Raw genomic sequence first — 13,787 nt, forward strand, 5'->3', positions numbered from 1 at the left:
TCAATCGACGCGCAAGCCGTCGATGATTTCCCCATTACATCCATTTTCTGGAGAGCGCCCGTGGCGTCCATTGAAGAACGCGTGGTCGACATTGTTTCCGAGCAACTCGGCGTCGACAAAGACAAAATCACTCGCGAAACCTCGTTCGTTAACGACCTAGGTGCCGACTCGCTCGACACTGTGGAGCTGGTAATGGAGCTAGAAGAGGAATTTGATATCAGCATCCCAGACGATGCTGCTGAAAAGATTCAGAAAGTTGGCGAGGCTGTCGACTTCATCGAGAAAGAAAAAGGCGACGACGCGTAGTGTCGTTCCTTTAATAGGCATGATCTCGTTAACGCACGCGGTTTCCTAGCCGGCCAGTTTCGTTAGCGGATGATGTTTGCGAAAACAGATTCAGGTCATCGTGTTCTTACCGACACGATGCGCCCCTTCGGCAACCCGATGCGACAGCGAGGATCATGTGCGATCGTCTCGCTGACGCTTCGGGTTGCCTTTTAGAATCCCCACATCACTTTAGATTTAACGCACATCGAACGACTCACTCATGACCGCTTCCACTGAACAAACAAACGTCTCGCGTCCTCACGAATCAGAACGTCGTGTCGTGATTACTGGCGTTGGTGTCGTGACTTCACTCGCATGTGATGTTGAGTCATTCTGGAGTCGGTTGACGGCCGGTGAAAGCGGTATCCATGAACTGTCGATCATGGATACGGAGCGATACAAGGTTCATTTTGGCGGCGACATCCCCGGCTTTGATGTGACCGAGCATGTTGAGCCTAAAGAAGCGAAACGTCTGGATCGGTTCACGCAGTTTGCCGTTCACGCTGGTACCCAAGCAGTGATCGATAGCGGAATCGATTTTTCAACTGTCGACCCAATGCGATGTGGCGTGATTCTTGGATCCGGTATCGGTGGTCTGAATGAAATTGAAGACCAGATCGAACGAATGCTTAACAAGGGGCCCGATCGAGTCAGCCCCTTCACGGTTCCGAAGATGATGGTCAACGCTGCCGGTGGCACGCTGTCGATCCGCTACGGACTGAAGGGACCTAACTTTGCGGTTGCTACGGCGTGTGCAAGTGCGACCAACGCGATGGGCGATGCGGTACGAAGTATTCGTACTGGCGAAACGGATTTGGTCATCACCGGCGGTACCGAAGCGGCGATCACGCGGATGGGCTTAGCCGCTTTCCAAAACATGAAGGCGCTGTCCACGCGTAACGACGAGCCCACTAAAGCGAGCCGTCCTTTTGATGTCGGACGTGATGGATTTGTCTTGGCTGAGGGTGCCGGGCTTCTGATTTTTGAAGAATTGGAACAAGCCAAAGCTCGCGGTGCGAAAATTTACGCCGAGGTTTTAGGCTACGGCACCACCAGCGATGCTGGGCATATCACCGCTCCCGATCCGGAAGGCAACGGGGCTGCCGAGGCGATGCGGCTAGCGATCGCAGACTCAGGTCGCGGTGTGGAGGATATCGATTACATCAACGCACACGGAACCAGCACACCGTTGGGCGATAAGGCGGAAACCCGTGCGATCAAGGCCGTTCTGGGCGATAGAGCCAAGGACGTCGCGATTAGCAGCACGAAGGGTGCCCTCGGTCACTCGCTAGGTGCTAGCGGTGGGATCGAAGCAGTTATCCTTTGCAAAACCATCGAAACCGGGGTCATTGCACCAACGATCAACTTGGACAATCCTGACCCAGAATGCGACCTGGATTACGTACCACTGAAGGCTCGCGAGCAGAAGGTCGATGTCGCGATGAGCAACAGTTTCGGTTTCGGCGGGCACAACGCCTGCGTCGTGCTGGCCCGCATCTAGCGGAGGCTTGTCGAATCCGACAGGAAGGTCGCAAATGAACGGGATTCGCGGGCGGGAATACGTCCGTGTGAGCACCTCGGTGCACAGAGAATCCAAATTGCGTCGACAATGCGGTCGGTCAGTTGGCAAACCGGGGGTGGGATAGTTAAGCTTTATAGTCTCATCTGTGTGTTTTTTTGTTCCCAGCGACCAGCCAAGCTATGACTATGGAAGCATCATCGTCCAATCCAGCAATGGATGCCGATTCGGTCCCCGAGCCGACCGTCTATTTGATCGACGACCATGAGGTCGAACTTGATCTGATGCAACGTTGGTGCCGGCAGGCCGGTTTGAAAACGGAAGTCTTCGATGAACCCAACGCGTTGTTGGCTAGATTGGAGCAGGACTCCGTCGGTTGTCTCGTCGCCGATCTTCGCATGCCGCAGATCAGTGGTTTGGAACTGCAGGCCGAACTGGCACGACGTGACCTGATGATCCCGGTCATCTTGGTGACGGGCCACGGCGACGCGGAGAACTGCCGAGCGGCTTTCCAGCAAGGTGTCTTCGATTTTATCGAAAAGGGGTTCGACTCGATCCAGTTTATCGATTCGGTCGAGAAAGCGATCCGCTTGAATCAGCGAGAGCGTTTCCGATTTGAAGTTCGTCGGGACACACGTTTGTTGCTTGAGAAAATCTCGCGACGAGAAAACGAAGTTGTGCTGTTGCTGGCCAACGGGATGCCGTTGAAGGGAATTGCGCAGGAACTGAAGATCAGTGTCCAAACGGCATCAAAGCACCGCAGTAGTATCTTCTTGAAGTTGGGAATCGACAATGAAGTCGATCTCTACAAGATGCTGCTTGCTGCGGAAGTGGATCTGGACAAGCGTCCTGAAAACCCAGAAGCCTAAGGCCGCGATCGCGTCACCACGTTTGCAAGAACGGGTAATGGACGAGGCAACGAGTCTGTTTGCTTAGGCGTATTCTTTTTGCTTAGCGTTGCGTGGAGCGACGCGTTACCCAGTCCATCGCGGTCAAACCGATCGTTAGATGGACTCAACGCTTGGTGTCAGTGCCCAAGGTGCAAGACGGCAAGTTTGGACGATTTCACAAGCCGTCAATCGCTTGCGTCCAGGCATTCGGATCGCAAGCGTTGATAGGCTGAAGGCCGTGCGTTGACTGCTAAACATCGCTTTGCAGTCGTTGAGTCCAGATGTCGATTTGCTCTCGCACTCGTTCTGGCGCGGTGGATCCTTCGCTTTGGAATGCCGCGACAGCATTCTTAGTGCCCAGCACTTCTTTGATGCTGGCGTCGATCTTGCCGTCGCTCAGTTCGGCCAGTGTTTCAACGGGCAGTTCGGCCAGCGGTAAACCCCGTTTCATTGCTTCGCCGACAATCGCGCCAACTAAGTGGTGGGCTGTTCGCTGGGGCATTCCTTTGCGAATCATCCATTCCATCAGCGTGGTTGCGTCGAGATAGCCCTTCTCGATTCTGGCGGAAATCGACTCGCGTTTAAGAGTGGCGCCAGCGACGATGGGCGCGGCCAATTCAAGCATTGCCCGCGTGGTATCGAACGAATCGAACAAGGGCGGCTTGTCTTCTTGTAGGTCGCGGTTGTAAGCCAATGGCAAATTCTTGACCAGCAACATCAATGTTTGCAGGCTGCCCATCACCCGTGCTGACTTGCCTCGCGTTAGTTCGAGCGTGTCCGGGTTGACCTTTTGCGGCATGATACTGCTGCCGGTGCAGAACTGCTGTGGGATTTGGATGAAGTCGAATTCTACCGTGCTCCACAGGATCCATTCCTCCGCCCAACCGCTTAGGTGCGACGCGATCATCGATAGGACGAACGAAGATTCTAAGACGAAGTCCCGGTCGCTGCTGGTGTCCAGGCTGTTTGCGGTGATCCCATCAAAGCCCAGAGCTTTTGCGGTTTGTTGACGGTCGATCGGGAGCGTGGTGCCTGCGACAGCGGCGATTCCCAGTGGGCTTTGGTTGACTCGGCGTCGGCAATCGGCAACTCGGCCGCGATCTCGCTCGAACTTCTCGATATAGGCCAACCAATAGTGGGGGGCCAAGACGGGTTGAGCCCGCTGTAGGTGGGTGTAGGCCGGCAAAATGATATCGAAATCGGCTTCGCAGCGGCTCAGGAATGCCCGCTGCAGAGCGACCAGTAACCCGTCGATATGATCCAGCGATTCACGGATCCACATTCGCACGTCGGTACTGACCTGGTCATTACGGCTGCGAGCGGTGTGTAGTTTTCGGCCCACATCGCCCGTTGCGTCGATCAACGCCTGCTCGACGTGCATGTGGATGTCCTCCAGTTCGAACCGCATAGGCAGTTCGCCGCGTTCCAGTTGGCCGCGAATCTTTTCCAGCTCGTCGCAGATTTGCTTGAATTCCTTGTCCGTCAGTAGCCCGACGGTACGCAGCATATCAGCGTGGGCAATCGAACCTCGAATGTCCTGTTCATACAATCGCGAATCAAAACTAATGCTTTCGGCATAAGCTTCGAGTCGTTGGTCGGTTGCTTCGGCGAATACGCCACTGCGAGAAGGACTGGCCACGGTTGACTTTCGGACGGAAGGAAGTCGAAATGGAAGAGCTTGCTTGATCGCGGCTTGATTTTAGGATTAGCCGTTTTGGCGGAAGCCTCGGATCCCGCCGATAGCTGGGTACCCGGTAGCTGGGTTCCAAGAATGGCAGGTGCCAAAGACGCTGGGATTAACTCCCAGCAGCCATTGTAGATCCTGGCCGTTGGCTGATCCTGAAGTCTTAGTCGCGACGAAGACCAAGTTTACGTGCGAATAAGATGGCTCAAACCGCTTTGTCTGAAAACCGGGCCGATTTCACTCCTTTTTGAATGTCCCTTGTATGTCTGACCGTCGTTGCTTTCCGTTTTCCGTCGCGAGCTTGTCGCTGGCGTTCGCCGTAACTGTAATTCTGCCTGCAATTGCATCTGCTCAAGCGACGCCCGCCCAGCTTCCCGGTATGGGCGGTTCGCCGAGTATCGCCGTGACTTCGCCGGATTACCCGTTTGGCGTTGCAGTGATCGAACTGCCTTTGCAGATGCCGGTTTTGGGTGATGGTTTGCCGCCCTTGGAGGTCGCTTCCAATGACCGCGTGCGTTTCGCGATTAGTGAAAATCTTCAAAAGGGTGTGGGTAAACGACCCTCCGAACAGCCACTTCCGCCCCTGGGGCGAGGACGATTGTTGGGACGGGTGGGGAACCTGATTCGAGAAATTTCGGGTGCCAACGATGAAACCGAAACTTACGCCCGACGAGTGATGTTTTTGTTTGAAGGCGAAGCACCGCTCGAAGTCCAATTGACCGATCGCGGCATTGACCGAGGAACTTACGCGCTGACGCCACTTCGTGTTCCGGAATTACATACTCAGTGGCTGGATCGTTGGTGGGGTGAGTTCACCGACCAATCCAAACGGCAGATCGAGCGGATGGACACGCCGCCTTGGATCCAAACCTATTTGGTCGCCATGTTGTCTGCTCGTCTAAATCTTCCGCTTCCTAATTGGTACGGCAAGGGAGATGAGGGGCCAGAAGAGGACCCGTTGATGATGACGTTGCAGTGGATTGGTGGGGCGGCAAAGGTATCCGATGCCGTTTTTGCGGCCGCAGCCATCGGTAGCGATCCAGATTTATCACTTGCGGAGGCTGCTTCCAACGTGACCGCCATGCCGCTTCCCGCAGCGATCAATTGGCAAGCGAACGCTAGGTCAGGGTTGCCGGTCGATGCGCCAGAGCCGGAAATTGAGCCGCTGGCCGATCAGGTGCCGCCGGAATGTTTCTACATCCGTTATGGGAAGTTCGAAAACTATTTGTGGTTCCAAGATCTCACCGAGGAATACGGCGGTGATGTCTCAAGAATGATTACCCTCAGCGGCTTGTCCAACGATGGTGCCGCTCGGTTGCAGCGTCAACTCGGCATTCAAATGACCGCAATGGGTCGTGTATTAGGTCCCACGATCATCGTTGATCAAGCATTGATTGGCCGAGACCTGTTCATGCAGGACGGAGCGGCAATGGGAGTCGTGTTTCATTCCAACAATGCGTTCCTGTTGCGGACAAGTTTGAACAACGATCGGCAAACCCTTGCGACCCATTCGGATACGATCACGCTGAAAAACGTGGATCTGGAACACGGTCAAGCCTCGCTGTTGCGCTCAACCGATAATTCAATCCGTTCATTTTTGGTCGAGCATGACGATTTCATCTGCGTGACAAACAGCCGGCAGATCGCGGATCGTTTTTTGGAAGTGGGACAAACCGGCGAATCATTGGCTAAGACGGATGCTTTTCGTTCAGCTCGCCACTGGATGCCGTTGGATCGGGACGACACGATCTTTGCCTACTTCTCGCCAGGAATGCTGCAGGGGCTTCTGTCGCCGCAATATCTGATTGAGTTGCGACGACGGATGCAATCCGAGGCGGACATTGCCTTGGTCCATCTTGCACGCTTAGCTGCTGCTTCGATGACATCGGGTGAGCAACCACCGCTGGAAGAAATTCAGGATCTGGTAAATGCAGGCTTCTTACCGGTTAATTTTGGTCGTCGTGCCGATGGCTCGGGCGTCGTCGCTGTTGGCGACCGGGTACTGGATACTCGGCGTGGGGCCCGCGGAACTTTTCTGCCCATTCCCGATAGTCCAATCGATCGCGTGACGGCGTCGGAATCGAGTTGGTATACCGAGATCGCATCCGCCTACGAAGAACAATTCCGCAGCTTCGATCCGATCTTCGTTGGCGTCCAGAGACAGCCAGTTGAGTCTAACGTGCGTGCCGATGGGACGATGGAACGTCGCGAGCGTTTGGCAATTCATGCAGAGATTGCTCCATGGCAACCGGAGAACTACGGATCTTGGGCCGAACAGTTGGGGCCACCAACCCAGGTCGCAATTCGGTTCAGTCCTGATGACATTGTTGCCCTTCAAGCTCACGTGGCTTCGGATCAACTAGGCCCGCCGACGCACCTCTTCGCTGCGATTAAAGATTCCACTCCGCCTAGGCCAGAAAGCTTTGACGGCATTCTCAACGGTTATCGAGCGTTAAAGACTCTGCCTGGCTATTTAGGCGCGTACCCACAACCCGGTGTGCTGGATCGCTTGCCATTGGGATTGGGACGTGGGCAACCCGTCGGACCGGGGATGAGCCGTTTGCTGGGTGGTGTCTATCGTTTCACCGGTGGTGGTTTCAGTGTGTTGTCGTTTCAGCATGATTTGCTGACGGCGACCTTGCCAGAACTTGCGGCGACTGAAGTTGACGACAGCGTGCAAGTGCGTGCGCACATTGGCAATCTCGATGGCAGCCAACTTGAAGGTTATGTCAACGAATTGCTCTACGAACGTGCCGCCAAAGCTAGCACAGCCGGAGCGGAGTTTTTGCAACTGCTGAATTCACAGTTGCGGGTTGACGCTGATGTTGCATTGCCTGAAACCGCACAGATTCTCGGCGGCGATATGCAGTGTCCCTTAGGCGGTCGCTACGAGTTGTCCCCCGCTAATCAATGGTGCAGTACCGCTTGGGGGCACGCCACGCCTGAACCAACGACACTTCGGCCAGCGGGCTATCAAGCACCAATCTTGCAGTGGTTCCGCGGTCTCGATGCCACGCTCACCCAATACCCCAATCGTTTGATTGCGGATATTGAGGTGGAAGTGGCCCGACAAGATTGATGGCTGATTTTTTCAGCAAATCTACTTCGCCAGTATTCTGTAGCTGGCGTATCTTGGGTCCGGAACGTGAATTAGCCGGCATGCGAACTCAACCGAGCCACATTGAACAATCGCTACGGTTTTTCATGTTCGACTTCTAGAGGTTGATTTTCGTCGGGGAAGTTCTTTGCTCGTTGGAACGTCAATTCTTTGGCGGCATGGTATCGCGATGCAACGCCCGGTTGAGGATAGAGCCCGCCGCCAAGAATCAGGACTGTCAGAACCAAAATGGCAATCCGCTCGGTCGTCCGTGCGTGCATTGGAACCAGCGTCCGATGTTTGTGCCCCGTGAAGATGCGAAAGTACGCCATCAGAACTGCAATGCCGCACATCGCTGCTGCAATCACGACGAGCGTTCCCACGAGCGGATAGACCTCCACCGCGCCTTCGATGAGAAGTTCCATTCCAACGAATCCGATCGTTGCCGGAAAGCCAATCGCACCGAGTCCGGTTAGCAGAAAGAAGCCTGCGAACATCGGCATCTGTTGATACAAACCATGAAAATCGGCCAGCGACACGCGCGATATCCTGGCTTCGATGCATCGCAGTGTCAGACCGAAGCCAGTTAACGACATGCCGACGGACAGCCACAAGCACAAGGCGCCGGTCAGCCCGATCGGAGTAACCAGCTCAAGGCCGACCAAAACCAGAGAGGCCTGGCTAAGGAACAAGAAACAGAACATTCGGCGAGCTTCCTTTTGCACCAATGCCATCGCTCCGGCGTAGACCGCCGTTGTCAGCGATAGGATGGCAATGCTTTGCAACGCCCAAGAAGGTGCGATTGGAATCACCAATCGCATTACCGCATAAGCACCCACCAATGGAGTCGTGAAGAGGATCGCAGTTCCGAAAGTTGCCTTTTCGAATAGGTCCGTCATCCAGAGATGCAGCGGGAAGATACCGCTTCGTAGTAACGCTGCGACCGTTAGTAACCCTCCTGGAATCAAAACGGATTGTCCTGACGCGTTTGCCAATGTTAGCCACGCGTACCCGGCGATCAGCAACCCTGAAAAGACCGACATGTGGATCGCGTAGATTCTTGTGCAACGGCCTCTTGCCTTCAGTTCCAGATACGGTGGAACGGTCGAGCAGATCAGCAATGCGATCAATGCCCATGAAGCCCGGCAACTGAAAGTTGCGAGTACCAGTGTTTCCGAAATGAGAGCCAGTTTTAACGAGAAACGCGGTGCTTTGGTGCGTAACGTCGACATGACGGTGACCAGGAAAATCAACGCGGCGAGCGGCAACTGGAATGCACTCAGTTCGTCGACTACGAAAACATCCGGTGGGAAGATCCAGTCTACGAATGGCCAATGATCATGGGCTTCAAATGCACCCATCGATACAAAATCGACCAGTTCGACCAGCGTCAAACCCAGTGTGATCGAACAGAAAACAATCGCATGTTTCAGTGTGTTCTCGCTGCTACCGATCAGTTGCAACCAGATCGCGCCCAAGAGCGGTACAAGGATTGAAAGCTCAATCCAAGGAAAATGCAGTTCGGACATGCGTTAGGCCACCTTTGATAGATCTTCGGGGTGCGACTCGATTTGCTCGGATTCTCGAGAAGGTTCGTGCGATATCCAGTCCGTTATGTTTCGTTCAATGCGATCAAAACAAACGAACAAATTGACAAACGGGATCGCGCCCCACTTGTCCAAGGCGGTGTCCATGAACCCACGATCGAAGCCGAACCGGTAGCACCATCGCTGGACGCTGGGCGGTAAGAACTTAGCGCCCGCCCAAGCCTCGTGAACCAGACGCGAACCCATTTTGTTCTCCAAGTCGTTGTAGTCCTTCAACAACGTGGGAGCTCGCAAGAGCTGCATCGTCCGCAAAGAAGCGTGCCCCATGATGTGAATTAATGCTAGGTATCGAAAGCCGAATCCAATTTCCGCGACGATGATTCCAACTTGCGTTAAAGACGCGTACGCCAGTGACACTTTCACGTCGTTTTGAACCCGTGACATGATCGCCCCGCATCCAGCCGACACGATACCCAAGGATATTACGATCCCTTGAAGTATCAGCGATGCTTCTAACAGTGGACTGAGCCGTAATAGTAGGTACGCACCCAGGTGCACCGACAAAGCACCGTAGAAAATCGCGCTGGAGGGAGTAGGGCCTTCCATCGCTCGAGGTAACCATCCGCTGAACGGAAACAATGCTGACTTACCGGCCGCACCTATCAATAGCAATATGCCGACGACCAGGGCCTGCGACGACGTGACCGCCGCGGTACCGTCGGGCCAGATTCCAGAGTTCATCAACCCGCCGAAATCTCCTTCGCCAACCATGTGGTGCATCGTGATTGCGGCAATTAGTAACGCCGCATCGGAGAGGCGATAGATCGACCAGACTCGCTGTCCGTTGCGGACCGGATTTTCGCGTTCATGGAAGTATGCGACTAGCAACGCCGACGAAAGGCCGACCATTTCCCAGCCGACGAATAGAGTTTCGATTGTGCCTGCTAAAGATGACAGCACCATGCCGGAAAAGAACATGGCATAGAACAGGAAGAAGCGGCCGTAGCCTTCTTCACGATGCAAGTACCGGCGAGTGAACTCACCAACCACCCCGCACAGCACGCAAGAAAGCATCAGGAACGGGATGCTCAATCGGTCGAATAGAAACTTCAAATGGAAGTGAAAGTGTTGCTCGGGGATTGTTACCCAATTGCCAAATTCGATTGGGACGTTGCGAATCCCCGTCCACAGCATAATTAGCAGTATGCCAACGGCAGGCAGCAAAGATAGAAGCACCGAGGCTCGCGTCAAACTGGAAATGATGCTCTCGCTTAGCGGGCGATTTACCAACGCTGAAACTCCAAGCACCGTCAACAGCAGTAGCGGACTGACGACGACCGTTGTGCCGAGCACCTCAAAAAGGGTATTGATGTCGATCATGAAAGTGAGTTTTCTGTTTCAGGCATGGTTGGGTTTGTCTCGGTGGGCTTTTGGTGAGAAGTATCAGTGGCACTGGGGACGATGGAGGCAAAGCCTAGATGGCCGCGTTGCCCGCGGTACCACTCACTTGAATTTGCGACCGTCGGTAGGGTTTTGGATTCCACATGATGCGGTACGTATCGTCCGTCGACGTAACGCAGGATGGTTGCTGATTCAGGGTCGATCACCGCGATCTGGACCCAATTTCCCTTGACCAGTTTTGCAATTCCGGGGTTCTGCTCAACGATCCGGTCCAGCTTCGCTGGGGTCGTTTCGATCACGAACAATATTCGCATCGGCTCGTGGATTTCAATCATTTGTTGCGACAATCCAGGTCGCAAATCACTTGCGGCCCCGGTCATGACGCCGACTAACGAAACGATATTGTGGGGTAGTTTCGAACCGCATCCGTAGCCCTCGACGTCCACCGATGAAAAGTAGTATTCCAAGCTGATGCCGGCGCAAACTGGAATTGCGGCCTGCAGGATTCGTGTCAGTACACTGCACTCGTCATCATCCACGTTGGGGTCATATTCGGTGAGAAAGGCTCGTCGATCCATGAATAGTCCGCGGGTCCATTCGCGGCGACCAACGGTGACCAATGCGTTCGTTGCGTGGTTGTATTCAGGTCGAGCTTGGGACAGGTCTTCAGCACGTTCTTCGACGTGTTCGAGTGCTTCGGTTGGTGTCAGATCCAGTGGTGCAGATTCGAAACGACGAGCCCGTTCGTGGGCGTTTCGACGTCGGGTTTCATTGACACTCGCTTCCATGCGGCGGAACAGAGGGCGGTGGGAACGCGGCAGTAAGTCGACGTCGTAATAGTCGACGGCGTCATTGCACGTGTTGTGATAAGCACCCAGGAATCGAACTTCATCGGGAATCTCTAAACCCAATTTTGACGTCAGTCGTCGCACGCGGGGATCGTTCGCCATCATCGCAAAAGCTCGAGCGTTCGGGCCGCCACGACCACCGCTACATGCCCCGCAGTTGTAGGCGGATTCATGCGGATTGTTCAGCGACCCACTGCCGTGGCCAAAGAAGATCACAATCGGTGGTAAGTCTTTGACCATGCCGACATCTTGCAAGATTCGCACGACGATCGCGGCCATTTCATCCAAGCTATAGCCGAGTGATTCAGGGTCGGAACCTGGGGATTCTGAGGTTCGTTCGATTAGCAGTTCGGTCGCTGGAGGCCGTACAAACACTGCGGTCGCGGAACGAATTTGGGATGTCAGACGGGGAGCCAAGATTCGTGCCACCATCGGAAAGGTCGCAAATGCACCGAAGATGCCAGTGACCCAGCCGCCGATCATAGTCCGCGAACCGGCATGGACTTGGTGTGCAAACCAGCCTATCCAGCGACGACGGATGGCACGCTTTTCACTTTCATCAGCCGCCGAGAAAAGTGGATCCTCGCGGACGTAGTGTTGCGGCGTCACGATGGCGGGACACAGTGGTCGATAGTGGGCGTGGTCCGCACCCTGGTAGTACATTGCAACCGCATAAAATCCGGCCGCGGACGCCGTCTCGCATTCGGGATCGACTTCTTCCAGATGCCGTCGAAAAGACTCTTCGCGATCGTCGATGCAAAAGATCGCAGCATAGGCTGGCTTTGTCGGTTTACGAACAAGTGCATCGTGACTTCGCTTGGCATGGTGCGAAATCGCATCGAGCGCCGAAACCGCGTAGTGTCGTTCGTAGGCGGCATGCAAGATTCGGCGACGTGGCATTGATCCGAACGATTCAATCTCTTCAATCAGACAACGCCACTGTTCGGCCGACATGGCCGCGAGTTGTTCGGGAGTCCACCCGCCAACTTGGGCAAGCTGAAAGATGGTGTAGCTGCGTTCGTCGATGGACCGTCCCGTCCGAGTTGTTCCGCGAGCCTTTGCGTGGCAGCGAATCTGGTCCAGATCGCGAGTTCCGTAGTGGCGTTTTCCCAAATCCGCCGCGGCATAACGCAACAGGATCAAGCGGATCGCCAAGTATTCCAGCAGCGAACCATCGGGGATCGGGTTGGGCAAAAACGGCGTCGCGGATTCCATTTGCCAGATCATGCCCGTCCAGCCGCGTAGGCCCATTAAAGCACGCGAAACCGCATCATCCGTTTGGTCTTCACCCAATGCCTCAAGTGACTCTGCGATCGAGGCCATCGCGTCGAAGTCACCATCGGTGATCTTGCGTAGGTCTTGCCGGATGCCAGTCAACCAACTTGGTTTGACTGTCATGGCACCGCCAAACAAACTCGCAAAAGACTTGGCAAATCCCTGTTCGCGTTCAGGCAGCGCCCAATCGGCAAAACCTTGATCCAAATAGCTGCCGCAAAATCGGATGAGCACCTCATTTACTTTGGAATCAATGTCCTCACCCGTCGCAGCGAGTAGCTGGTCGCGAAGGTTCAGGGCATGTTGATTGAGTTCGCTAGCCGGAACTGCCATTTCAACCCCGTGGCGACATACCGACCATAGCAACTGGAGAGTGAAGGTTTCCCAATTTGCATCGGACCATTTGTCCATACGCCGAGGCGGGACTGCGTTGGTCAGAGACCGCACAAAATCCGGCAATGCTGAGGTCGCCGATTGACGCGTTTGATCACTTGGCGAAGCCTCGCCATCTGGGCTATAGCGATGGCGTAAGACCCAGCGGCGGGTTTGACCTATCATGGTTTCTCGACGCTGCGTTGACAGTTCACTGCGAAACTGTTTGAGAACATCCGATTCAGCGAGTAGCCACTGCAATTCGGCGTCGGGGACCTGATGGATCGTCATCTGCAACATTGCGAGTCGCAACGTGTAACGAGTTCCGAAGGTGGCGACCAACTTATCTGCGTCGTCGCCTAGGTCGTCCATCAAGACCTCTCGAAGATCCTCGATCGAGATGCGACCGCGGTGAAGTTCATCGAGATAGCGATCTTCGCTAAGGTAGGCTTCGCACTCATATTGGCGACCGCCTTCCACAACGGCCTCGTCGAAAGGCAGGTCTTCAAAAGCATGAAGTGTGTTGTGGTGAACGAAAATGGAGATGGGACCCTGGGCCGGCAAATAGTGCTTGGCATGTTCGATCGCGTGCTCGATCTCGCTTTTCCGCTCCGCGGTCAGTGGCGGTGTGCCGGGTTGGTTTGTTGTTGCTTCCGCCTGGAGTGATGTGGGATTCGACTTGGCATTCGAGTCGATATCAGCGGCCGCGTGTGGCATCGAGAGAGCTCCGGGGTGGTTCGATTTCAGCGTGTGTCGGACACCAGATGCTTTGCGAGCGTAATGTCGCTCGCATACTTTCTGGTCTCGCCGAAGCCAGTTGGGCGGTG

Annotated in this window: 8 protein-coding genes; 4 read left to right on the forward strand and 4 right to left on the reverse strand. The window is 54.8% G+C overall.

Annotated elements, in window-relative coordinates; all coding sequences use genetic code 11:
* Positions 1-60 precede the first annotated feature (60 nt).
* The 3 genes from ACR3ZL_RS02620 to ACR3ZL_RS02630 all read left to right on the forward strand — a co-directional run bounded on the left by ACR3ZL_RS02620 (position 61) and on the right by ACR3ZL_RS02630 (position 2,715).
* Positions 61-306: an acyl carrier protein gene (locus ACR3ZL_RS02620; protein WP_146578917.1), complete on the forward strand. Its 246-nt coding sequence runs from the start codon at positions 61-63 to the stop codon at positions 304-306.
* 241 nt (positions 307-547) lie between these two features.
* Positions 548-1,828, forward strand: coding sequence for a beta-ketoacyl-ACP synthase II (gene fabF / locus ACR3ZL_RS02625; RefSeq protein WP_473649435.1), 1,281 nt, complete (start codon positions 548-550; stop codon positions 1,826-1,828).
* Between the two features lie 206 nt (positions 1,829-2,034).
* Positions 2,035-2,715 carry a response regulator transcription factor gene (locus tag ACR3ZL_RS02630; protein WP_486173191.1) on the forward strand — a complete coding sequence of 227 codons (681 nt, stop codon included), beginning with the start codon at positions 2,035-2,037 and terminating at the stop codon, positions 2,713-2,715.
* Between the two features lie 271 nt (positions 2,716-2,986).
* On the opposite strand, the gene argH is transcribed toward ACR3ZL_RS02630, so the two are convergent.
* A complete protein-coding gene (argH, locus tag ACR3ZL_RS02635) occupies positions 2,987-4,375 on the reverse strand; it encodes an argininosuccinate lyase (protein ID WP_473649433.1) in 1,389 nt (462 codons plus the stop codon).
* A gap of 307 nt (positions 4,376-4,682) precedes the next feature.
* Here argH and ACR3ZL_RS02640 point away from each other — a divergent pair, with 307 nt between their 5' ends.
* Entirely contained in the window at positions 4,683-7,499 is a 2,817-nt protein-coding gene (locus ACR3ZL_RS02640; RefSeq protein WP_473649432.1) for a hypothetical protein, read from the forward strand.
* A 113-nt stretch (positions 7,500-7,612) separates the two neighbouring features.
* Here the strand turns inward: ACR3ZL_RS02640 and ACR3ZL_RS02645 are convergent, their stop codons facing one another.
* Genes ACR3ZL_RS02645 through ACR3ZL_RS02655 form a run of 3 tightly spaced genes read right to left on the reverse strand, consistent with a single transcriptional unit; the run spans position 7,613 to position 13,677 of the window.
* A complete protein-coding gene (locus ACR3ZL_RS02645) occupies positions 7,613-9,046 on the reverse strand; it encodes a proton-conducting transporter transmembrane domain-containing protein (protein ID WP_473649431.1) in 1,434 nt (477 codons plus the stop codon).
* A gap of 3 nt (positions 9,047-9,049) precedes the next feature.
* Entirely contained in the window at positions 9,050-10,444 is a 1,395-nt protein-coding gene (locus tag ACR3ZL_RS02650; protein WP_473649430.1) for a proton-conducting transporter transmembrane domain-containing protein, read from the reverse strand.
* A complete protein-coding gene (locus tag ACR3ZL_RS02655; protein ID WP_486173192.1) occupies positions 10,441-13,677 on the reverse strand; it encodes a DUF2309 domain-containing protein in 3,237 nt (1,078 codons plus the stop codon). Before ACR3ZL_RS02655 ends, ACR3ZL_RS02650 begins: the two co-directional genes overlap by 4 nt.
* Positions 13,678-13,787 lie beyond the last annotated feature (110 nt).

It is taken from the genome of Rhodopirellula sp. J20-39, assembly GCF_057365095.1.

Coding starts and splice junctions, on each gene's coding strand:
- ACR3ZL_RS02645 (WP_473649431.1), bottom strand. CDS start 9,046: ATGTCCGAACTGCATTTTCCTTGGATTGAGCTTTCAATCCTTGTACCG.
- ACR3ZL_RS02655 (WP_486173192.1), bottom strand. CDS start 13,677: ATGCCACACGCGGCCGCTGATATCGACTCGAATGCCAAGTCGAATCCC.
- ACR3ZL_RS02640 (WP_473649432.1), top strand. CDS start 4,683: ATGTCTGACCGTCGTTGCTTTCCGTTTTCCGTCGCGAGCTTGTCGCTG.
- ACR3ZL_RS02650 (WP_473649430.1), bottom strand. CDS start 10,444: ATGATCGACATCAATACCCTTTTTGAGGTGCTCGGCACAACGGTCGTC.
- ACR3ZL_RS02630 (WP_486173191.1), top strand. CDS start 2,035: ATGGAAGCATCATCGTCCAATCCAGCAATGGATGCCGATTCGGTCCCC.
- fabF (WP_473649435.1), top strand. CDS start 548: ATGACCGCTTCCACTGAACAAACAAACGTCTCGCGTCCTCACGAATCA.